The sequence below is a fragment of the uncultured Methanobrevibacter sp. genome (assembly GCF_937906425.1).
GTDB lineage: Archaea > Methanobacteriota > Methanobacteria > Methanobacteriales > Methanobacteriaceae > Methanobrevibacter.
In genome coordinates, this window is sequence record NZ_CALCYR010000308.1 from 1 (window position 1) to 23,843 (window position 23,843).

General features: G+C 30.6%; 20 protein-coding genes and 2 tRNA genes. 13 read left to right on the forward strand and 9 right to left on the reverse strand.

The annotated features are described in order from the left end of the window. Positions 1–607: 607 nt before the first annotated feature. The 10 genes from Q0138_RS09060 (at position 608) to Q0138_RS09105 (ending at position 8,892) form a co-directional block, all read left to right on the forward strand. Positions 608–1,057: a helix-turn-helix domain-containing protein gene (locus tag Q0138_RS09060; RefSeq protein WP_297983720.1), complete on the forward strand. Its 450-nt coding sequence runs from the start codon at positions 608–610 to the stop codon at positions 1,055–1,057. Beyond that, complete coding sequence (fwdF, locus tag Q0138_RS09065) at positions 1,057–2,163, forward strand: tungsten-dependent formylmethanofuran dehydrogenase subunit FwdF (RefSeq protein WP_297983775.1); 1,107 nt, start codon at positions 1,057–1,059, stop codon at positions 2,161–2,163. Before Q0138_RS09060 ends, fwdF begins: the two co-directional genes overlap by 1 nt. Positions 2,164–2,941: 778 nt before the next feature. After that, entirely contained in the window at positions 2,942–3,172 is a 231-nt protein-coding gene (locus Q0138_RS09070) for a 4Fe-4S binding protein (protein WP_297983723.1), read from the forward strand. Positions 3,173–3,182: 10 nt separating this feature from the next. Next, complete coding sequence (locus tag Q0138_RS09075; protein WP_297983725.1) at positions 3,183–3,755, forward strand: molybdopterin dinucleotide binding domain-containing protein; 573 nt, start codon at positions 3,183–3,185, stop codon at positions 3,753–3,755. Continuing rightward, complete coding sequence (locus Q0138_RS09080) at positions 3,745–5,139, forward strand: formylmethanofuran dehydrogenase subunit B (protein WP_297983728.1); 1,395 nt, start codon at positions 3,745–3,747, stop codon at positions 5,137–5,139. Before Q0138_RS09075 ends, Q0138_RS09080 begins: the two co-directional genes overlap by 11 nt. Then, on the forward strand, positions 5,140–6,858 hold the full coding sequence (locus Q0138_RS09085; protein WP_297983731.1) for a formylmethanofuran dehydrogenase subunit A: 1,719 nt from the start codon (positions 5,140–5,142) through the stop codon (positions 6,856–6,858). A 16-nt stretch (positions 6,859–6,874) separates the two neighbouring features. Continuing rightward, a complete protein-coding gene (locus Q0138_RS09090; protein WP_297983734.1) occupies positions 6,875–7,741 on the forward strand; it encodes a formylmethanofuran dehydrogenase subunit C in 867 nt (288 codons plus the stop codon). Positions 7,742–7,776: 35 nt separating this feature from the next. Further along, positions 7,777–8,052, forward strand: a complete 276-nt coding sequence (locus Q0138_RS09095) for a hypothetical protein (RefSeq protein WP_297983737.1) — start codon at positions 7,777–7,779, stop codon at positions 8,050–8,052. A gap of 177 nt (positions 8,053–8,229) precedes the next feature. Further along, complete coding sequence (locus tag Q0138_RS09100; protein WP_297983741.1) at positions 8,230–8,556, forward strand: DUF2097 domain-containing protein; 327 nt, start codon at positions 8,230–8,232, stop codon at positions 8,554–8,556. Between the two features lie 69 nt (positions 8,557–8,625). Then, positions 8,626–8,892, forward strand: a complete 267-nt coding sequence (locus tag Q0138_RS09105; protein WP_297983743.1) for a hypothetical protein — start codon at positions 8,626–8,628, stop codon at positions 8,890–8,892. 437 nt (positions 8,893–9,329) lie between these two features. Here the strand turns inward: Q0138_RS09105 and Q0138_RS09110 are convergent. Further along, positions 9,330–9,402: transfer RNA gene (locus tag Q0138_RS09110), tRNA-Ala, on the reverse strand. Between the two features lie 316 nt (positions 9,403–9,718). Here Q0138_RS09110 and Q0138_RS09115 point away from each other — a divergent pair. Further along, positions 9,719–10,021: a DUF2097 family protein gene (locus Q0138_RS09115; RefSeq protein ID WP_297983745.1), complete on the forward strand. Its 303-nt coding sequence runs from the start codon at positions 9,719–9,721 to the stop codon at positions 10,019–10,021. A gap of 782 nt (positions 10,022–10,803) precedes the next feature. On the opposite strand, the gene Q0138_RS09120 is transcribed toward Q0138_RS09115, so the two are convergent. From Q0138_RS09120 to Q0138_RS09140, 5 genes are all read right to left on the reverse strand, one after another. After that, entirely contained in the window at positions 10,804–12,507 is a 1,704-nt protein-coding gene (locus Q0138_RS09120) for a DUF128 domain-containing protein (protein ID WP_297983747.1), read from the reverse strand. Between the two features lie 281 nt (positions 12,508–12,788). Further along, positions 12,789–14,132, reverse strand: a complete 1,344-nt coding sequence (glnA, locus tag Q0138_RS09125; RefSeq protein WP_297983749.1) for a type I glutamate--ammonia ligase — start codon at positions 14,130–14,132, stop codon at positions 12,789–12,791. Positions 14,133–14,692: 560 nt separating this feature from the next. Continuing rightward, positions 14,693–15,445 carry a HesA/MoeB/ThiF family protein gene (locus tag Q0138_RS09130; RefSeq protein WP_297983753.1) on the reverse strand — a complete coding sequence of 251 codons (753 nt, stop codon included), beginning with the start codon at positions 15,443–15,445 and terminating at the stop codon, positions 14,693–14,695. A gap of 430 nt (positions 15,446–15,875) precedes the next feature. Further along, on the reverse strand, positions 15,876–17,045 hold the full coding sequence (locus tag Q0138_RS09135; RefSeq protein ID WP_297983756.1) for an aldo/keto reductase: 1,170 nt from the start codon (positions 17,043–17,045) through the stop codon (positions 15,876–15,878). 395 nt (positions 17,046–17,440) lie between these two features. After that, a tRNA-Met gene (locus tag Q0138_RS09140) sits at positions 17,441–17,550 on the reverse strand. Positions 17,551–17,920: 370 nt separating this feature from the next. On the opposite strand from Q0138_RS09140, the gene ahcY reads away from it, so the two are divergent. Beyond that, the gene (ahcY, locus tag Q0138_RS09145) at positions 17,921–19,171 is read left to right on the forward strand and encodes an adenosylhomocysteinase (RefSeq protein WP_297983758.1); all 1,251 of its coding nucleotides are present in this window, start codon (positions 17,921–17,923) and stop codon (positions 19,169–19,171) included. Between the two features lie 266 nt (positions 19,172–19,437). Next, the gene (locus tag Q0138_RS09150; protein ID WP_297983762.1) at positions 19,438–20,103 is read left to right on the forward strand and encodes a DUF2119 domain-containing protein; all 666 of its coding nucleotides are present in this window, start codon (positions 19,438–19,440) and stop codon (positions 20,101–20,103) included. A 346-nt stretch (positions 20,104–20,449) separates the two neighbouring features. Here the strand turns inward: Q0138_RS09150 and fen are convergent, their stop codons facing one another. The 3 genes from fen to hacA all read right to left on the reverse strand — a co-directional run bounded on the left by fen (position 20,450) and on the right by hacA (position 23,757). Then, positions 20,450–21,436: a flap endonuclease-1 gene (gene fen / locus Q0138_RS09155; protein WP_297983765.1), complete on the reverse strand. Its 987-nt coding sequence runs from the start codon at positions 21,434–21,436 to the stop codon at positions 20,450–20,452. A gap of 307 nt (positions 21,437–21,743) precedes the next feature. Further along, positions 21,744–22,322 carry a chorismate lyase gene (locus Q0138_RS09160; RefSeq protein ID WP_297983769.1) on the reverse strand — a complete coding sequence of 193 codons (579 nt, stop codon included), beginning with the start codon at positions 22,320–22,322 and terminating at the stop codon, positions 21,744–21,746. Positions 22,323–22,503: 181 nt separating this feature from the next. Continuing rightward, a complete protein-coding gene (gene hacA / locus Q0138_RS09165; protein ID WP_297983772.1) occupies positions 22,504–23,757 on the reverse strand; it encodes a homoaconitase large subunit in 1,254 nt (417 codons plus the stop codon). Between the last annotated feature and the right edge of the window lie 86 nt (positions 23,758–23,843).

The window sequence follows — 23,843 nt, forward strand, 5'->3', positions numbered from 1 at the left end:
TTTTAATAATTTTAATAATTTTTTTATATTTTTTTTTTAAATTTTTCATAAGATTCTGTAATTTTTTTTCATGATTTTATAATAATTTTTCATAAAATTCTGTAATTTTTTTCAATGATTTTCTAATAGTTTTTTTTTAAAAATTCTATGAAATTTTGATTGAAATTTCACTGTTTTTTTACTATTTTTTTCTTAGTCTCAAACAACATGTGTACTTACTACACTTACCTTATGTGTACTTAGTACACAATTTTTAGTTAAGCCTAAAAAATCTCTAATTTCTCTTTATTTCGATTGTAATTTAATTGCATATGGGATATATAATTTTGAATTTTTTCTTATTTTTTAAATTAATATAAATAGTTTAATTTCTTTTTTAATGATTAATTTTATTCTATTCTTAATAATAATTTTTTTAATTAATAATAATAAAAAATAATTTTTATTTAAGTATTATTTTCTTATATGGGAAGTTGAAACTTATTTTTATTTTTTTCCAATTGTGTATATTCTACACTCATATATATAAGGCTTTCGACTTGTGCCTTAGTAAACAAGTATTTATTAATAGATTAATAAAAAATTATATTGTACACATGGTGAATTTATGCCAAAACATATTGTATCTGGACTAAAATATTTAGAAAGTGTAGAGTTGAGAAAAAGAGGTTTGTCCCAAAAGGAAATTTCAAATGAAATAGGTGTTGACAGATCAACTATTTCACACTACCTAAATGGTAGAAACATCTCCACCGATTCTATTGAATTTGCTAAAACTATTTTAGAACTATGTCCTAAGGATTTTATATTAATTTGCAAGTCATTGTTTGAGGATTATGATGAAATTCGTCAAATAGTGAAGATTTTTAATATGAATCATTATGATTCTCAGATTAATGATGGATGTATTGGTTGTGGATTATGTGTAGATTTGTGTGTAATGAATGCTATAAATTTAGATTCATTAAAAGCTAAGATTAACCCTATTTATTGTTGCGGCTGTCTTATGTGTGTTGAGAACTGCCCAACAGATTCTATTAAGATTTTGGAGGTATAATTATGGTAAATATTAAAGAGGTTGATGGTAATAACTTCAAAATAAAAAGATCAGCAAACGGTGAAAGAGTATTATCTTTTAAAAATCATGTATGTATTGGCTGTGGACTTTGTGAATCCACTTGTCCTGTGGAAGCAATAACTGTTGAAGGTGTTGCTCCATCTGAACGTGAATATGAAAAATTCACTACTTATTTCAGTGGTCACGAAAAAATCACCCAAAACTATGAACTTTTCACCAATAAGACAAAAGACATTGCAAAATTAAATATTGAAGATGCTAAATGTGTACTTTGTGGTATGTGTAGTGGAGTATGTCCTGCTGGAGCATTAGATTTAACCATTGGTGAAGAATCCATTAAGGATATTGATACTTATCCTACTCTTATTACCAGTGCTGAAATCGTGGATGACAAATGTGTTTACTGTAAGAGATGTGAAGTTGTATGTCCTAGAGAAGCAATCACAATCAACAGAAACTTACCTAACAGAGCAGATTTAGTCACTGGTGAAATTGGTGTAGATGAAGACAAATGTATTTACTGTGGAGTATGTGCAGAATTATGTCCTGCTACCGCAATTACTGTAGATAAGGTTTCTGGTCAAGAAAAAATTGAATTTGATAAAGAAAAATGTGTATACTGTCTTGTATGTAAAAAAGCATGTCCTATGGGTGCAATCAATGCTGTATGTAGATCCTGTTCCTATGGTGAATATGACTTAGACCCAGCTAAAGCAGTTGTAACCGGAGATGCAATTATCGACAGTGAAACCTGTATCAAATGTGGATGGTGTGCTGGCGTATGTCCTCAAGATGCGCCTATCATTGAAAAACCATTTGAAGGTTATGTAAAAGTTGATGAAGAAAAATGTGGAGTATGTGGTGCATGTGTAGACTTATGTCCATGTAACGCATTGGAAATCCCTAAAACTACTGGTCCAGTTAGAGGCGTTCCAGTAACAGTTAAAGAAGAATACTGTATTAAATGTGGAGCTTGTGCTAAAGCATGTCCTAATGGAGCTTTAGAAGTTGTAAGAACTAAAGTTAATTACACTCCAACCAGTTCCAAAGCATGGATTGCAGCATTTGATGCTTTATTAAACTAGATGTTTTATAAAAAATAAATCAAATTTTTAAATTAATTAAATTTTAAGATAATTTAAATTAATTTTTGAATTCTTGGATTGGAAATTATTTAATTTTTTAAATTATTTAATTTCTGAATTTCAATTCTAAATTATTAAATTTTATTTAAATTATTAAATTTTATTTAAATTATTAAATTTTATTAAATTTTCTAAAATCCTGTTTAAAAATTAATTTTAAAATTCTTAAAATTCCAATTTTTTAATTGATTTTGATTATGCATTTTCACTAATTTTTTTAAATTTTTTAAAGAAATTATTTGTTTGAAAGAATTTTTAGTTAAATTTATTAAATAAAATAATTATATTATATATTGTTATAAATTATTTTATTAAATCAATAGTATAATCGATTTATTAGATTAATTTAATATTCTGCTAATTGTTTCTTTATGAATGATGTGTCAATTAGCTTTTGAATATTTTTCAAATTAATTTATAGGTTTTTATAAAACTGATTGTCGGATTATAAATTGGAGATTAATTAGATTTATGAAATTATTGATTTATTGAATTAATTTTTTTCGTTTATTTATTATGGGATTTATTATGGGATTTTTAGATTTGGTCCTGACTAATATTAGTCTTGGATTGGATTTAAATTATTTTTTAATAAATTTTGGTTTTTATTTAACTTAATTATTTGGATAATCTTTTATGGGATTAATTTAGAATTTTGTTAAATTATTGTCCAATAAGCATTAAAGTTAAATTTAATGGTAATTTATATGGTGAGTATATGGAACTTAAAGTAGATCAAGATAGATGTTTAGGTTGCGGTGTTTGTGTTATCGCATGCCCTGTAAACGCCAGTATCAGTCCTGAAAATGCTGGTGGACATGGTTCCAAGACAACCGAAACTATTATGATGGTTGAAAATGGATTTATCAAATTATTCAGTCCTGAAAAATGTGATAAATGTGGAACTTGTCAAATGTTCTGTCCTGTAGATGCTATATGGCTTGAATAGGAGTGAAATTATGCATTATGCGAATAGTTATTTAGAAAAACCTGTTGTTGGCGATCCGAATGTTGCTCCAAAAGCAGAACCTTTAAAAGTACTTAGATGTATGTTAAACACTGGTTCTGATATTTATCAAGGAGCTTGTAAAAAAAGAGGATCAACATTAAAAGAAGAATACAAAAATGCTTCTGGTACTGCTTATATGGATCCACGTGACATGGCAAAATTAGGTGTTGAAAATTGGGATCATGTTCTCGTAAAAACAGATTATGGTGAAGTTGTAGTAAGTGCTGCAAGATCAAGAGACGCACCTCATGAAGGAACTATTTTTATTTGTAAGGGACCTTGGGCAAACACTGTTGTAAGTCATGAAACTTATTGTTGTTCTGACCCTACTTATAAAGGAATTCATGCTACAGTTGAAAAAACTGACAGAGAAGTCTTATTAATGGCTGATCTCATGAGATGGGTTTACAAGAAGTATGTAGATGAAGACGATGACGACGTTGTTGAAAATATGGAATCCTTAGGTGAAAGACCATTCTACAACGGACGTAAATGGGAGGAGTTGGAAGACCATGACATATGAACCACCTGTAACCGATTATGATTATATTGTAGAAAATTGTACCTGTGCATTTTGTGGATGTAACTGTGATGACTTGGACTTCTTGGTTAAAAACGGTCACATAGTTGCTGTAAGACACGCATGCAGATTAGGTGCAAGTAAAGTTATGGAAGATTTAGACCAAAGGATTATGGTTCCTATGGTAAGAAACGAAGAAGGTGTTCTTACTGAAGTAAGCTGGGATGAAGCTTTGGATACTGCTGCAAAATACATTGCAGAATCCATTAGACCTGTATTCTACGGTTGGTCTGAAACTTCTACTGAATGTATGAAAGAAGGACTTGAACTTGGAGAATATATTGGTGCTGTATTGGATAACCAAGCTACCATTTGTCACGGTCCTAGTTTGCAAGCTATGCAAAACGCAGGATATCCTATCCAAACTTTAGGAGAAGTTAAAAACAGAGCAGACGTTATTGTATACTCCGGTAGTAATGCAATGAACTCTCACCCAAGACACTTGGCTAGATGGGCTGCTTTCCCTCGTGGATACTTCAGACAAAGAGGAAGATTCGACAGAACTGTTGTAACAATGGATCCTAAATTTTCAGACACTGCAAAATGTTCTGACGTATGGATTGGATTTGAACAAAACGGAGACTACGGTTTCTATAACGCTGTAAGAGCAGTAATCAAAGGTAAGAAATTACAATCTGAATCTGTTTCCGGTATTCCAGCAGAAGATATTTATGACTTAGTGGAAACCATGAAAAATGCAGAATTCGGTACTCTCTTCTTCGGTTTAGGTTTAACCCACACATTAGGTAAACAAAGAAACATTGATATTGCTATTAAGATGATTCAAGACTTAAATGCAATGAGTAAATGGGGACTTACTCCAATGAGGGGTCACTTTAACGTAAACGGTTTCAACATTTTCATGGCATTCGAAACCGGTTGGGCATTTGGTGTAGACTTCTGTAGAGGATACGGAAGATATATGTTAGGTGAAACCAACACTATTGACTTGCTTGTAAGAGAAGAACCTGACTGTTTCTTAGTTATTGCTGCTGACCCTGGTGCTCACTTCCCTAATGGAGCAAACCAACACTTGGCAAACATTCCTGTTATTCAAATCGATATTCACTGGGGACCATCTACTGAACTTGCTGATGTAGTATTGCCTGGTTCATTCATCTCAGTTGAATGTGGAGGTACAAGTTACCGTATGGATGGTGTACCTATTTGGATGAAAAAGGCTATCGATAAACCTGAAACCTGTCGTGATGACGAATGGATTGTACGTGAAATTAAAGAAAGAGTATTTAAACTTAGAGAAGAACCTAACGTAGCTCCTAAGTATGTACCTAACCCTGGTTTAGGTTTAATTGAAAAAGGTGATTAAATGGAATATGTACTTAAAAACGGACTTGTTTATGATCCTGCAAATGAAATCAACGGAGAAAAGATGGACATCTTCGTTAAAGACGGTAAGATTGTAGAATCCTTACCTGATGACGCAAAAGTCATTGATGTAACTGACAAAGTTGTAATGCCAGCAGGTATTGACCCTCACGCTCATGTTGCTGGTCCAAAATTAGTAGTAGGTAGATTATATAGGCCTGAAGACTCCAGAATGGGAGTTTCTCAGAAGACAAAAGTTGAAAGAGCAGAAGCTGGTTTCTCAATCCCATGTTGTCCAACCACTGGATACAGATACTCAAGAATGGGATATGGTACTGTATGTGAAGCAGCTATGCCTGCAATGGAAGCAAAACACACTCACGAAGAGATTGCTACCATTAGAAATATTGACGTAAACCCTTTAACTTTATTCGGTAACAACTGGTTTGTAATGGAATATGCAAGAGAAAAGAGATATGAAGATCTTGCAGCATACATTGCAGCATTCTTAAGAATTTCCAAAGGATACGGTGTAAAAATCGTAAACCCTTGTGGTAGTGAAGCTTGGGGATGGGGTAAAAACGTACACGGATACAATGATAAGGCTCCTTACTTTGATGTAACTTCCAAGGAAGTAGTATTGGCTTTAGCTAAAGCTAACGAAATGTTAGGACTCCCTCACAGTATTCACATTCACCCTAACGATTTAGGACACCCTGGTAACTATCCAACTACCATTGAAACTTTAGATTCAGTAAAGGCAATTACTAAATCTACCAAAAAGGCTGCAAGAGTAAGAGATCAAACCGTTCACAACACTCACTTACAATTCCACTCCTACGGTGGAAACAGTTGGAAAGATGCAGATTCTGCAGCAGACAAAGTGGCTAAATTCGTAAACAAAACTGACTACATGACCTGTGATATCGGTCAAGTTACCTTTGACGAAACAACCACCATGACTGCAGACGCTCCAATGGAATACGACTTATTTAAGATTTCCGGTTTAAAATGGGCTAACAAGGATATTGAATGTGAAACTGCAGCAGGAATCATTCCTTGTATCTATTCACCAAAAACTCCAGTAGCAACATTACAATGGGCTATTGGTCTTGAATTGTTCTTGCTCATTGACAACCCATGGCAAGTATGTTTAACCACTGACCACCCTAATGCAGGTCCATTCATCAGATACCCAAGAATCATCTCTTGGTTAATGAGTGCTCCTAGAAGAATGGAAATGATTGAAAATGGTGAAGTGCACAAATGGTCTCACAAAAGAACCGGTCTTGCTGGTCTTGAAAGAGAATATGACTTCTATGACATTGCAACCATTACCAGATCTGCTCCTGCTAGAATCCACGGATTCACTGACAGAGGTCAACTCACCCCTGGATACAATGCAGATATTGCAGTATATGGCTTAAATCCTAATGACTTTGACCCATCCAGAAACCCAGAAGAAGTTGAAAAAGCATTCACTTGGGCTGACTTAACCATTAAAGATGGTCAAATTCTTTGTAAGGATGGTGACCTTGTTGCAACCAAGAAACCTCATGACATTTGGTGTGACGTAAAAGGTTGGGAAGAAGAGGAAGCTAGAATTTGTAATGAAATTATGCCGTTCTTTACTCAATACTATTCAATTAAATGGGAAACTTACCAAGTATATGATCATTACTTATCTGACCCTATTGCTGTACAGGCACCAGCTAAATAATTAAGGAGGATTCTAGATGAAAACTATTACTTTTAATCAAAAGAAAACTTCTAAAATTGCTTTAGAATTTGATGAAATTGTTCCTAATACTGTTATCGACTGGACCAAAGAAGATTGGGACGCATATCAAGTTCCTATCGGAAATTCCAGATTCCCTATTACTGATTTCTTTGACATTGAAATTGAAGGAGAAGCTGACAATCCTTCCCAAGTAAAAATGGTATTGAATGGTGACTACCGCAGAGTAAAATACATTGGATACAGAATGACTGCTGGTGAAGTTATTGTAAACAGTAGTGCAGACCTTCACGCTGGTGCAGAAATGTCTGGCGGATACTGTCTTGTCAAAGGTAATGTGGAAGCTCACGCTGGAAGGGAAATGTCCGGAGGTAAACTCGAAATTATGGGAGATACCAAAGAATTTACCGGCGCTTCATACATTGGTGAATGGAGAGGTATGACCGGAGGAGAAATTATTGTCCACGGTAATGCTGGAAAACAATGTGGCGAATGTTTAACCGGTGGTAAAATCCATATTTTAGGTGACTGTGATATTCTCGCAGGTATTCACATGACCAAAGGTACCATTGAAATTGAAGGTAATGTAAACCGTTGGCCTGGTGGACAAATGAAAAACGGAAACATCATCATTCACGGTAAAGTAGGAAGATTACTTGAAGGATTCGTTGAACAAGACATTGTAACCGATCCTGAATTAGATGGTGTAACCTATCCTGGTAAATACATCGAATATAAAGGGGACATTGCTTTAAACGGTAAAGGTACCTTATTAATCGATGCAGAGAAAAACAGAGACAGATTATCTACCTGGATTGAAGAAGACGACGAATATAATGCAATTAGAGTCTACCGTGAACAATAGGTAGCTCTATATTTTCTTATATAATGGTGTTTATTATGTATGATACAGTTATTTTCGAGTTTGATTATTCTAAAGATGGTGCTGAATTCGATATTGACGCTAGAGTTTACCTTGAAAACAACTCTGTTCTTATCGATAGAAAATATAAAAATTCTAATGATGCAATAGCTACTGAAAGAATTAGATATAACAAGGTTTCCGATGCAAGCATTAACGGTTCTACCGTTAGCATCACCTATCCTAAGGGAACTGCTTATTTAAAAGGAGATGTAGCACAAGAATTTTATGATAAATTTTCTGAATTAATTTAAATGATTTTTAAAATCTTTTGATTTTTTCCTTTTTTGGATTTAATTTAATTGGTTTTTTTTAAAATCTTTTGATTTTTTCCTTTTTTGGATTTAATTTAAATGATTTTTAAAATTTTTAAATTTTTTCCTTTTTTATTATATTTATTGAATCATTATTCATTGTTTAGAGGCTTAGGTATGGCTAAAGTTATTGTTTTAGAACCTGAAGAGATTATTGAATACGTAAGAAATAATGTAAAAAAGAATGATGTATTTGAACTTGCTTACAATCGTGTTTTTGCTCCTGGAATCGTTTTAGGTATAACTCCTGAAGACGAGGAAACTGGAGAAGGTTTAAGAGTTGGACTTCAATTGACTGGAGAGATTTTGTCAGACTATGTTGAGGTTGATCTTCATAAGGTCATTGATGAGATTCTTGAAATTCGTCACAACCCTACAGGGGACAAGGATGACGAGGAAAACATGATTATTGTTGAAGCTAGAATGTTCGATTCTGAAGAATGAATGCATTTTTGATAATCGGTCCACCTTCCTTTTGAAATGAATTGAATTTATTTAATTGGGGAAATAATTATGATTTACAAAGTTAAAGCTATTAACACAAATAATGGTAATGTCTATGATTTTGAATTAAAAAGAGTAGGCCCAGATGACTTCGCTTATTATGACGAAGCATTAGGTGAAGACGTTCATCCTAATGAAATAGCTGATAATATTATAAGGGAAATCTGTAATGCTCTTATGCAAGTTGGTTCTCCTCTCCGTTACATTAAACCTGGAGAAACTAAGGAATACAACAGACATATGACTTTTGACATTTCTCTTACATGTGAAGAATAAATTTAAAATTTACTTTTTTATTTTTTCTTTTTTTATTTATTTTATTTTCTATTTTTAATTTTTAATTTCTATTTTTAACTTCTATTTTACTTTTATTTTCTATTTTTATTTTTTATTTTATTCTAATTTTTTTCATTTAATTTTTATTTCATTGTTCTTTAATCTTATTAAAATAGAAAATTATTATTATTTTTTAAAAATAGAGATTAAAGTTTTATTAATGGAAAATAATTTTTTTTTAAAAGTAGTTTAAATTTTTAAATTTTTTATAATTTTTATTTAAAAAGAGTATTTAAAAACTTTGTTGAAGTTTTATAAATTTTTTATAATTTTTTTTTTAAAAAGAGTATTTAAGGATTTAATTAATTATTTTATTAATTTCAAAATCCTTAATGATTAAAAATTAGATTTTTAAGCATTTGTTGAGTAAAAATAAGTGGACTGACCGGGATTTGAACCCGGGGCCTCCGCCATGCCAAGGCGACGATCTACCATCTGAGCTACCAGCCCTAAAAAATTAAATTAAAAAATAACTAATGTATACTTAAACTTTATTTCTTTTACATTATAACTATTTCTATTTTCATTAAAATTTTTCAGAATAATTCCATTTAATCAATAAAAAAATTTTAATATTGTTTTCATTGTTGCTCATTTATTTTCATTGGTTTAGTTTTATTTATTACAAATAGTTTTATATACTATGAACAATATAGTTTTAAGTAAGTATATATATTTAAAAAATATTAATAAATAATAATGAAATTTGTAATTATGCTATGTGACTATTTGAGATTGTAAAATTTTTATTGATTGGAGGATTATTATGGTAGATAAAGAAATTAAAATGACTTCTGATGAAGTATTGGATTATCTTAAAACTCAAATTGAAGAATTTGACAGATTAGAAATAGCTTACAATCGTGTATCTGCAGAGGGGGATGTTTTAGGTGTGGATCTTTCCGAATACAATGGTGTTCCTGGATGTAGAATAATGATTGCCATGGATGGAGAAATCATTACTGACACTATTGAAGTTGATTTTGAAGAATACAAGGAAGATATTATTGAATTACATCACTATCCTAAAGACGAATCAAAAGAATCTGTTTATATTGAAGTAATTTAATTCTTTTATTTTTTTTATCATATCTTCTATTTTTTGATTCTATTTTTTTTATTTAATTTTGATTCTATTTTTTTTAGTTAGTTTTTAAATTTTTTAATTTATTTTTCTAAATTCTAATTTTAATTTTTTTTAATTTATTTTTATTTCATTTCTTAATTTTTTTTAATTTTTCTAAATTCTAATTTTAATTTTTTTTTAATTTATTTTTCTTTCATTTCTTAATTTTTTTTTAATTTTTCTAAATTCCATTAAAAATTTTTATAAAATTTCTATAAATTTGTATTTTTTCACATGTTTTTAGAAGTGCATCTACATAAGATTTTTATTTTTTTATAGGTTATAATATACTATCCATTTAATTAAAGAAAGCTTTCATTAAAATTAATCATATCTTATAATTGTATGATTTAATAAAAAGTAATTTCTATTAAATTAATTTAAAATTTTCATTTAAAATTCCAGAATATTTTTATTAGATTTTTCATATAAAATTAGTAAAAATTAGATTTTTTAAGAGTTTATTGAAATTTAAATTTTTAAAAAATTAGATAAATAATCAAATTTTTATTTTGAATTTTTTTATAAAAAATAAGAATGTTTGATTTTAATGGGAATTAAATAGTTAAAAATAGAATTTTGAATTTTTTTATAAAAAATAAGAATGTTTGATTTTAATGAGAATTAAATAGTTAAAAATAGAATTTTGAATTTAATGAGAATTTAATAGTTAAAAATAGAATTTTGAATTTAATAAAAAATAAAATAAGCAAATGAATTATTTATTAATAGTCATAAATTAAATCCATTTCTTCAATTGCTAAGAGACTTTCATTTGCCTTAACCTTAATGTTTATTCCTTTTTCCTTGATTGCAGCTATTGAATTCAATCCACTTCCTGCAACAATGCCAAAATTATAGTTGTCTACTTTTGCATTGTAAACCAATTCTCTTGGTTTTCCAATCTTAAGGATTGAAAATTCATTTTCCACTATTTTTTCAAGAATCTCTTCACTGTGGGTTCTTGCAATGTAAGGAACCTCCTTGATTGAAGCGAGAACTTTCTTAGGTCCTTTTTTCTTATTGATATTTACAAGGTCCTTGAATATAAAGATCTTGTGGGGGTCTATTGAGGAACCGTTGTATGAAATCATTTCAATGAAAAGAGGCGGTTTTCCAAGTTCCAGCAATCCTCCATACTGTGGAGTGCTCATTATTCCGTTTTTAATTAAAATTCCATCAATTGTGGAACTGCAGACTGTAGCTATTCCTATCTTGTTTTTATTGTATGGATATTCAATTGTCTTGAAATAGGGGTTTATGAACTTAGGAAGCTTTTTATATGCCTTTTTCATGATTTTTATTGAATCCTCAAGGTCATCCCTATGGATATGTGAAATGTTTGCAACAACATCTCCTGTATTTGTTTCAATATCATAATTGACCTTGTTCATTCTGTTTAGGGTTTTTGTAAATATGAATGGTGTTTTCTTGTAATCTATTTTCTTTGCAGGTCTTATCTTATGCTTGGAAGATTCCATCTTGCTTAACTTATTGTAGTTTATGAACTCCTCCCCTGTCTTGATGTCAACATTGTAGTCCATTTCCTGTGCTGCACAGAATGGTGTGATTCCTCCAATGATTGTTATTCCAATCATTCCTTCAGGAACAGGAATTCCAAGAATGTTTTCTCCTACCTCACCAATTTCAAGGACTCCTCCAATGCCTATCTTTTCAAGCTTTCCAATGATTTCCTTTGCCTTTTGGGCACTGTTTTCAGGAATGATTCTAAAGTTGGCAGGTATTGTACCCTTTCCTTCCTCAACAACGTTCAGGACTGAAGTCATCCCTTTTGCAATAAAAGCGTCAAGTGGAGTGATTGATGTTTTCTTGTAGGAAATGATTTCAGAGAATTTTGTTGGGGAATAGTCCTCAATTTCAACAAGACCTCCATATTGTGGGATTGAAGGGATTCCATTTTTTAAAAATACTCCATCTATGGTTGTACCACAGATTGTTTTCATTATGTATCCTTCCTTTCCGGTTTTTTCATCAATTTTAGCCTTTTCTACATTTATTAGCGGGCTTACACAGACTCCTGCTTTAAAGACTTCCTTGATGATGTCGAATGCCTTGTTGTCAATGATGTTTGAGGTGTTTACGATAACATTTCCCTCTTTTCTATTGTAGTCAAAATCGGTCTGGAAAATCCTTTCCTCAAATTTGGAAAATGTGAAATCAACCTGATCGTAGATTAAACCTTTCTCAAGTTTGGTTTTGCCAAGTTCAGTAATTATTCTGCCAGAGTATCCTTTTCTTTCAGTAAATCCTTTCTCGTCAAGAATTTGCATGTGGTAGCGTACAGCCCTTTCTCCAAGATTGTATCCTTTTGTTTTAAGTTCGTCAGCGATTACCTTTGAACCTATTGCCTTTTCTTGAGTATTTAAAATTCTAAGAATTTCTATCATTCTATGTTCAGATTCTGACATATAATCTCCTGCTTTTACTGGTATTCGTTAGATTGTCATTTAAAAAAAGTTAGATGGTGTTAAAGTAAAAAGTTAAAATATTTTTTATTTGTTTAATTTGTTTAAAAAAATAAATTAATATTTTTTTATTTTTTCTGGTTTTAGATTATCTTAATTATAAAAATAAATATTTTTTACTTTTTTCTGGTTTTAGATTATCTTAATATAAAAATAAATATTTTTTACTTCTAATTTGTTTAAAATTGCCTTAAATTTAATAAAAAAATAAATTAATACTTAGATTATACATCTAAGTATTTTTCATGTTCATATCCGAATACTTGGACTCTATATTCGTCCCATTCCTCATATTTAGCGTCTAGGAATGCATTGAATATATGTTCTCCAAGAACTTCTCTAAGAACTGTGTCGTTTTCAAAGGTATGGTATGCCTCCCATAAACTGGATGGCAAGAGTTCAATACCTAATTCATCTCTTTCCTCTTCTGTCAATTCATAAATGTTGATTTCAATAGGGTCTCCAGGGTCGATTTGGTTTTTAATACCGTCTAAACCAGCTTCTAACATGACTGCAAAAGCAAGATATGGGTTACAGGTTGGGTCTGGGCTTCTGTATTCAATACGGGTAGCTTGACCTCTTGCTGCAGGAACTCTTATTAATGCAGATCTGTTTTGAAGACCGTAGGAAATGTATACTGGAGCCTCATATCCTGGCACCAATCTTTTGTAGGAATTGATTGTTGGGTTTGTTACGGCAGTCAATGCGGCGGAGTGTTTTAATAATCCTCCAATAAACCACATTGCCTCTTGAGACAATCCGCTTTCACTTTCATCATCTGCAAAGATGTTTTTGCCGTCCTTGAATAAACTTTGGTGGCAGTGCATTCCACTACCGTTTTCACCGAAGAATGGTTTTGGCATAAATGTTACTCTGTAGTCAAATCCGTCAAATTCAGCCATGTTTGCTACAATAGCCTTAATTGCTTGTTTGAATGTAATTACTGCATCTGCAGTTTTTAATGCATCATCAAATTTAAATGCAATTTCATTCTGTCCTGGGCCTACTTCGTGGTGGCTTGCTTCAACTTCAAAACCTAATTCCTGTAGGTTGGTTGTCAATTCTCTTCTGAAATCTGTTCCCTTGTCTACAGGCTCTACATCAAAGTAACCTGCATGGTCGTGAGGGATTGGGTATCCGTCATCATCGGTATCCACAATGAAGAATTCTGGTTCCGGTCCTATATTGTAGGTGTAACCTTCTTCCTTGATTTTAGCCAAAGCCTTTTTAAGTATTCCTCTTGGGTCACCTTCAAATGGTTTGCCGTCAGGGGTGTAAATGTCACAAATAAATCTGCATGAAGCAGATTCTTCAGGTCTCCAGGATAAAGCGGAATAGGTGCTTATGTCTGGTTTTAAGACAAGGTCACTTGCGTTAATGCCTACAAATCCAGCGATTGATGATCCATCAAATAAAATTCCCTTTTCAAATAAATCTTCCATATTTTCTAGTTTGCAAGGTATGGATACGTTTTTAGGAATTCCATGTAAATCAACAAATTGAAGATTAATAAATTTAATGTTGTCCGCTTTCATTCTTTCAATTACATTTTGGATTCTTTCTTGCATGAAATCAAATCTCCATTTAAAATATTTGGATATATTTTGTAAATTAATAAATATTATTTATAAAATAATTATTATTTTCATCTACGGAAATATATTTCCACTTAATAGTATATTAAGTTTTTTGAAACTCTAAGTTACACTTTATTTTATCTTTTTTATAGTTTTTAAATGTTGTTGGATTGATTTATTTTTTCAATATTTTTGTGAATTATTGCTTAATCTTTTTATAGGATATTAAAACTAGTTTAGTTTTTTATTAAATTATTGAACAGTTTTAATTTTAGTATAATTTGCTTTTAAAAATTATTTTTAATTTGATAAAAAAGTTTATAATTAAATTTGAGATTTGATAAAAAAGTTTAAAAATTATTTTTAATTTGATAAAAAAGTTTAAAATTATGGCATATTTAAAAGAGTTTTTATTTAAAAAAAATCATTTTTGATTTTATTAAAAAAGTTTTAGAAAAAAAGAGAATTAATAAATTTATTAAAATTGTTAAAAAAATATAAAAAGAAGAATTCATATTAAAATGATTTAAAAATTAAAAAAAAGTTTTAGATTATAATTCTAAAACTTTAAATGATTCTAAATTCAATAGGTCGAAATTAAGAATCTTTGGAGCGTAAGTTACTTCTCCAATTCCAGTTACAAGTTTATAAGCTTCAAATGCTTCTAAACATCCGACTATATTTGGAACTGGTCCTATAACCGGCGGAACTCCTTTAGTTAATTTAGCAATTTCTGCTGCTGTTTCTTCTCCTAATTCCTTTCCTTGGGAAGGAAGAGATAAGAGTTCCTCATAGGATGGTGTGTTCTTTGTAATGACAGTTACCTGACCTTGGGTTCCATGAATCGCTCCATGAACATAAGGAATGTCATTTTCTCTGGCAAATCTGCTTACAATAATTCTTGTATAAAGATTATCCAATGCATCAATGATTATGTCTCTGTCTTTAAAAATCTTTTCAACATTTTCCTCTGTTAATTTTTCATTGAATGCATTTACTTTAGTGTATGGGTTGGTAATTCTCACTCTTTCCTTTGTTGCTTCTGTTTTTGCAATTCCTATTGTTTCCAGACTTGCAATTGCTTGTCTGTTTAAATTGGAAAGATCATATTCATCCTTGTCAACTATTGTTAAATCTCCAAGTCCCATACGTGCAAGCATTAGAATGGTTCCTCCACCAATACCTCCACAGCCAACAACACCTATTTTTGCATCTTGAAATCTTGTCTGTTGGCTTTTAGTTACAATACTCATTTGACGGGTTGCAATATCCCAATATCCAAATCCTTTATATCTTTCAGGCATTTTATCACATCTGAAAATTATTAAATTATCATTAAATAATCTTGTTCTATTTATTTTTTATTATCTAATAATAACTTTGTTTTTTATTCTTATTAATTTTAAAGTTTAATCCCTTCATTTTAATTTAGGGTTTTATGATATATAACAATTGTTATTTTTTTATTTAAAAAAATTATTCTTAATGTAAATTGATACATTAAGAATTATTGGCATTATTGTTAAAATTTTTAATTTTTATTTTCATTTGGATTTAAAATATTTATTTTTTTATTTTAAATAATTTTTATTTTTTATTTTTAATCTAGAACTTAAAAGTAAAGTTTTAAATTAAAATTTAAGCTTCAAAGATTAAAATTAATGTTTTGAAATTTAAATTAAAGTTTTAAAGATTAAAATTAATGTTTTGAAATTTAAATTAAGGTTTTAAAAACTAAAAGTAAACGTATTTTCTGCCAAAGAACTCTTCAACCTGTTTCAATTCCTCTGAAATGTGGATCATTTGAGGGCAGTGGTTTAGGCAGTCTTCACAGTGAATGCAGCTGTCTGCTCTTGTTCCATTGTCTAATGAGAAGTAATGCATAGCGCTTGCTGCTGGATTGTTTAATATTTTAGCCACATTATACTCTCTAAAACATCCTGCAACGTCTACTCCATGTGGGCAAGGCATACAGTATTGGCATCCTGTACAGTCATTGGCCTTTCTTTGTCTGTATTCCCAAGCAACTTCCTTAATCAATTCCAAATCATTTTCACTGATTGAATTTATTTCGGATCTGTTTGCAATTTCTATGTTTTCCTTTATCTGTTCAAGGGAGTTCATTCCACTTAAGACGGTATTTACCTCTTCCATGTTCCAAAGGTATTGGAATGCCCATTCAACAGGGCTTCTTTTTTCTTCTGCAAGGTCCCAAAGTTCCATTATGTCTTGAGGGATATTTTGAACCAGTCTTCCTCCTCTCAAAGGTTCCATAATCATGGTTCCAAGTCCCATTTTTGAAATGTATTCCACTCCTTCCCTTCCGGATTGGTATCTTTCATCAAGATAGTTCAATTGGGTCAATCCAAATTCAAACTTGTCATAATCGTCAATGATATCTACAATCCAGTCCATTTCAGTGTGGGAGGAAAATCCCATATGCTTTACCTTGCCTTCTTCAAGGAGATTATCCATAAATTCAAAAACATTAAGCTCCCTATACTTTTTCCAAGCATCTTCATTAAGACTATGAAGCATATAAAAGTCGATGCAATCAGTTTTAAGGTCATTTAATTGGCTTTCAAAGATTCTTTCCATGTCTTCCCTTGAATTTATAAGCCAGCTAGGCAATTTTGCAGTTAGGAGAACATCATCGCGGTAGGAAAATTCGTCTAGGAAGTTTCCAATGTACTCTTCACATTTTCCCTTTCCTGAAAGGTTGTTTGCATGGTAGGAATATGCAGTGTCTATAAGATTTATTCCATTATCTATGCCATAACTTAGGATTTCATTGGTTTTTTCAATGTCGATTTGGTCATTTCTTTCAAAATGAGGCAATCTCATAGCTCCAAACCCAAGTATTGATACGTTTTCTCCAGTTTTTCCAAGAGTCCGATATTTCATTGTAATAACCTAATAATTAATCAAATTGTTAAAATTTATAATATTATTTTAATTTGTAAGTATTTAATTTTTAGGAAAACTGTTTTTTTATAAACTATTTTTGATTTATTAAAAGGAATTTTGTTTTAAAAATAGTTTGAAAAGTAGTTTGGAATTTTTTTATTTTTTTTAAAATTAGTCTAAAAAGTAGTTAAAATGATTAAAACTTTGATAATTTTTTTTATTTTTTTTAAATTATTATAAAAAGGAGTTTAATATTTTTTTAAATAGTTTAAGTCTAAAAAGAAGTTTAATGATTTTTTTAAATAGTTTAAGTCTAAAAAGTAGTTAAAATGATTAAAAGTTTTAAAAAAAGTTTAAAATAGTTGATGTAAAGATTCCTGGGATTTAGGAAATGCCGGGAGCGGGATTCGAACCCGCGGCCTCACGGTATCCCAGGAAAAAAGTCAGAGCACGCTTAGTTACCCTATGAGCCGTGCGCTCTAACCAGCTGAGCCACCCCGGCATCAGACAGTAATAAAAGTTATATATTTTATTCCTTATAAATTTTTTGTTTTTAGAGATTCCATTCAATAATTTTTTATAAGACCTTTATCATAACTATATAGTGATATAATTATATTTGATATAATTTTAATGTCATGAGGGTCTATAGACTGTCAAACTGTTTAATTATTTTTAAAAAATTTTGAAAATTCTAATAAAATTTAAAATTTAATTAATTTAATTATTTAATTATTTAATTAATTTAATTAATTTTAACATTGATTAAATGTATGATTAAAATAATTTAAAATTTGGTCTTTGGACTTGAAAATAAATTATTAGGTTTATTTGGATAAAATTTTTTAAATAAACGCTTATGAGGTATAATTATGAGTAATGTTAAAGATATGTCCCTTGCTGATGAAGGGATCCGTAAAATTGAATGGGTTCAAAAACATATGCCTGTTCTTGAACACATTAAGAAAACTTTTGAAGAGGAAAAACCTTTTGAAGGTATTACTATTGGTTCATGTTTACATTTAGAACCTAAAACTGTTAATTTAGGTTTAACTTTACAAGCTGGTGGTGCTGAAGTAGCTATGACTGGCTGTAATCCATTATCCACTCATGATGATGCAGCTGCTGGTGCTGCAGCACTTGGATTACACATTTACGGTTGGAGAGAACAAAGCGATGAGGAATATTATGAAGCTATTGACAATGTGCTCTCCCACAAACCTGATGTAATCATTGATGACGGTGCTGACATGATTATGTATCTTCATGAAAAACGCCCTGAATTGCTTTCAAAGATTAAAGGGGCTTGTGAGGAAACAACCACTGGTGTACACAGATTGGAAGCAATGCATGCAGATGGGGCACTTAAATTCCCAGTCATTGCTGTAAATGATGCATACACCAAATATCTCTTTGACAACCGTTACGGAACCGGACAATCCTCCCTTGATGCAATTATGGGAACTACCAACATGTTGATTGCTGGTAAGAATGTAGTTGTCTGCGGATACGGCTGGTGTGGTCGTGGAGTAGCGTCAAGAGCTTCTGGACTTGGAGCTAATGTAATCGTTACTGAAGTTGACCCAATCAGAGCACTTGAAGCAAGAATGGATGGTTATAGGGTAATGAAAATAAGGGAAGCAGTTAAAATTGCAGATCTTGTTATCACTGTAACCGGTAATATTGACATTATTCATGGAGATGATTTCAAATACATGAAAGATGGATGTATGTTATCTAATTCAGGACATTTCAATGTGGAAATTAACAGACCTGATTTGGAAGCACAATCTGTAAGTTGTGAAGAGGTTAGGGAAAGTATTGAAATGTTTACCATGAAAGACGGTAGAAAAATCTATCTTTTAGCTGACGGTAGACTTGTAAACCTTGCAGCTGCAAGAGGTCAAGGACACCCTGCAGAGATTATGGACATGAGTTTTGCAGTACAGGCATTGTCAGCCAAGTTCATTGTTGAAAATGATCTTCCATTAAGCGTTAAAAAGGCACCTGACAGCATTGACAATGATGTTGCTACTTTAAAGCTTAAGGCTATGGGAATTGAAATCGATTCCTTGTCTGAACGTCAAAACGAATACTTGTCAGATTGGAGAGAAGGAACATAATTCTTCTTTCTTTTGATTAATTTTTAATTAATCTTTATTTTTAATAAAAAATCATTTCATTGGTTTTTTATCTATTTTTATTATTTTTTTACAGAATTTTATTTTAAGTATTATGATTTTATTTTAATTTACTAAAATTTAGTTTAAATTTATAATTTTTTATAATTTTCATTTTAATTTACTAAAATTTAGTTTAAATTAAAAGTTTATTATAATTTTTATTTTAATTTACTAAAATCTATTAAAATTTTATTTGCTTGATTATTATGTCTTATTTTCGTTATATTGATAATGGTGAAGGTCCAACAAAGCTTTTTATAGGTGGAGTTCATGGAAATGAGGGAAAATATGCTCTTCCACTTATTAAAAGATTAACTCCTGAAGATTTTTCAGATGGACAGATTTACATTTATAATTTTGATAAATCTCCATATGTTTCTACTTTGAAGAAGGAATATTATGAGTCAAATCAAGGAAAAAAGATTTTATCATTGATTGAATATTATAAACCAGATTTTTATACTGAGCTTCACTCCTACAATATAGCACATTTTAAGGACTTGACAAGTCTTGAAAGACTTGACAGTCAAGGCATTCCCCCTTTGATTGACTGTGGGAATTATGTATTGTGCAGTTCTGTATCTCCATTAATTAGAAGGGATTATTTTGATAGGCAAACCATTTGTCAGACTTTGGAGTTTCCTACATTAAAGGGAGATGATTTGAAACTGTCTAAAGACCAGGTCTTTGAAAAATATGGATTTAATGAGGAATTGGCCATTGAGGAATATTTGTCTTTTTTAAGGATTATTACATTGTCAAGGACTAGAAAGGAATTTGAGCAGTGGGTTTATAGGGATTATAAAAAACAGGCTGACTTGGCTTTAAAGTATGTAAAAATAATTTATGGCATGGATTTCCCCAGATACTGAAATTTTGCTTTTTTTAATTTTCAAATGAGTTTTATCTTTTTTTTTAGTTTTTTTAGTTTTTTAAATAATTTTTAATAAATTTTTTGAAATATTTTTAATTATTTTTTTTAAAAGAATTTTTAATTAATTTTTTTAACAAATTTAATAGTTCGTATTATTTGAAATTAGTTTTAATTTTAAAAAAATTTTTTATAATTTTAAGGAAAATTATTTCTTTAAATGAAAAATTAGGTAAAATTATATAAAAATAGGTAAAAATAGGTAAAATAGGTAAAATAGGTAAAATACGTAAAATAAATAAAAATAGATAATTAAATAAAATTAGATAAAAATAAAAAAGAATGGTTTAAAACCAATCTTCTAAGCTTTTTTGAGTTGAACTTAATTTTTTTAACTTTTCAGCAACATTTAAAACTCTGTTTTCTGAAAATCCATGCTCTTCACACATGAATTCGCATAGGTTTTCAATGTTTGCAGACTTGAACTTAATCTTGTAATCAGTATTAACTTCATGCTTTAGGAATATCTTTCTAAGTTCATCCGGTTCAACTGAAGGGTTTGTAATTCCCTTTTCAACTAAAACATCTTCCAAACTAGCTTTTCTAATTAATTTAAGTCCTGTCTTAGCACCGATTCCATGAATTCCCTCATTGAAATCAGTTCCAACCATTAATGCAACATCAATCAATTCCTCTCTAGTCAAGTCCAAATCTGATAAAACCTTTTTCAGTTCCAAATATTCTAAATTGGATAATCCTCCGCTTAAAGTAAGATTTCTAATTATGCGGGGAGCTCCAAACAATAAACAATCGTAATCCTGTGAAGCTACAGCCCAAGCGTCTCCCTGTTTTACCATATAAGATCCTTGTGCTTCACCTTCACCTTTTGCCTGTACATATGGAATTCCCATATAATCAAGTAACTGTTTTGAACTTTCTATAATATAAGGGGTCATTCTGGAAGTTCTTATTGCATATTTTCTAGCTTCCTCTATATTTCCAGCAGCCTTGGCCTCTTCCCATTTCTGTTCTGCCTCTTCCTTAGCCGCTCTTCTTTTTTCAAGAGTTTTATTTTTATGTTCAGTGATTGCTCCGTCAAATACATAGATAGGTTTTATTCCCTTATCCACAATGGAGGATGTTCTATATAGAATTCCACTTAAATGGGAAGTGATATTTCCATTTGCATCCATTAGGGGACTGCCGTCCCTTTGACGAATTCCTGACAAAAATTGGTAAAGTGTGTTATATGCATCAATTGCTACAGTTCTACCTTCTAAATCTCTTAAATTAATTTCTTCAGGAGAAACTATGTCTTTAAATTTAACTCCCATCGTCACACACCTAATATTTTAATTTTAATTTTATTTTTAATCTTAATTTTATTCTTAATTTTAATTTTAATTTTAATTTTATTTTTAATTTTAATTTTAATTTTAATTTTAATTTTAATTTTAATTTTAATTTTAATTTTATTCTTAATCTTATTTTATTTTTAATTTTATTTTTAATTTTAATTTTTTTTATTTAAAATTATTTGAAGTTTTATTTTTTTAAATAATAAATTTTTAAGTTTTATTTTAAATTTAGAAACTAATTTTTATTTTTTCAAATCTTAAATAAAAAAAATTTTGTTTAATTCTAATTGATATTGTCCTTTTCAACAAAATAAGTGATTGGGAAATACTCCTTAATCCACATCAGGATTTCTCCGTCCTTGATTATTGTATAATCTCTTGCTAAAAAGTCTTCATCAGTATTATAAAGTTCTTTAAGTTTTTCGTCTGCCTTTTCAATCTTTATTTCATTGATTTCTCTTCGAGATTCAATATTGTATTTTTTTAAAATTCTTCCAATTGGAATGTCTGCCCTAATCAAATCCTCTTTTATTGATTGGTTCAGTCTCTTGATTGGAATGTAGGAAACTGCATAAATGAGGGGATTCTCATCCTTGTGCATTATTATTTCCCTATAGTTTACTTCATCTCCAACATCAACATTAACTAATTTTGCACTTTCCTCTGTTGAGGCTTCAAAATGCTGTTCCAATGTTTTTAGATCTATTTTTCCATGCAAAACATCTAGAATTGCAGTTATTGAACCGTCTGTAGTTAAAAGTATCTTTTGGGTATTTGAAAACTCTTTGTTGTTTTCCTTTTCAACTTGGTTGATTTTTTCAATTAAACGTATATTTATATTGTTGTCTTTATTCTCAGTCATTTTTTCACAATCCTTTTTATTTTTAAAAAAATAAGGATTAAGGTCATTAAGTTATTAATATTTGGAATTAAAGACTTAATTTGATTTTTTAAGTTTACAGTCCTTTTTTTAGTTTTTGGGGACTGTTTAATAATTATAAGTTTTACAGTCTCATTTTATAGTATTTGGGACTGTTTAATAATTATAAGTTTTCAGGGTTTTCAATAAATCCGGATATTGCAGATGCTGCTACAACTCCTGCATTTGCAAGGTAAACAGATGAATTAGGGTCTCCCATTCTTCCCTTGAAGTTTCTGTTTGTAGAGGAAATGCTTGTTTCCCCTTCGGATAGAACTCCTAAATGTCCTCCAAGACATGGTCCGCATCCAGGGTTTGAAACGATTGCTCCTGCATCAAGGAATGTTTTTATATATCCTAAATCCATTGCTTGCTCATAAATCTCTTTTGAAGCAGGGATGATAATCAATCTAACATCATCATGAACCTGTTTTCCCTTAAGAACCTCTGCAGCCTGTGCAAGGTCTGGCAGTCTTCCATTTGTACAGGATCCAATAAATCCTTGGTCAATAGGGGTTCCAGCAACCTTTGATAATGGCTTTACATTGTCAACATCGTTTGGACAAGCTATTTGGGCTTCCATATCATCCACATTGAAGTGCAATTCCCTTTCATAAACTGCATCCTTATCAGATTCTACAATGTTCAATTGGTCTTTTGTCTTTCCAGTTCTTTTACAAACATATTCGATTGTGGATTGGTTTGGAGCCATTATTCCATTTTTTGCACCCATTTCAATTGCCATATTTGTTATGGTCATTCTGCTTTCAACATCAAGATTGTCTATTGTCTCTCCACAGAATTCAGCGGTCTTGTAGGTAGCTCCAGCTATTCCCACTTCTCCAATGATGTTTAAGACTAAATCTTTTGAAGTGATTCCTGGATTCAATTTTCCTTCAACTTCAATCTTCAATGCTTCAGGAACCATAAACCATGTTCTGCCGGTTGCATAAACCATGGCCAAGTCTGTTGCACCCATTCCTGTTGAAAATGCACCGAAAGCTCCATAGGTACATGTATGTGAATCTGCACCTACTATAAGCATTCCAGGTTCTACATGCCCCTTTTCAGGAAGGACTTGGTGACAGATTCCCTCTCCATGAGTGTAATGATTTTTAATTCCTTGGGTTTTGATAAAGTTCCTGGCCACCTTTTGAAATTCGGCAGAGCCGATTGTATTTGCAGGAACTGCATGATCAAATACAATAACTATTTTTTCATTGTCCCAAACCTTATCGCTAATCTTTTCAAAGGTTTTTATTGCAGGAGGGGAGGTTCCATCGTGAGACATTGCCAAATCCACATTTACTTCTATTATTTCTCCAGGAACAACTTCCTTGCCTAACTTTTGAGACAATATTTTTTCTGTAATATTCAATTTAATCTCCTTTTTCGATTTTGATAATTTTATTAAAAGTTTAATATGATTTTCAATAAATTAAATAAATTTTTTATTAATATTTT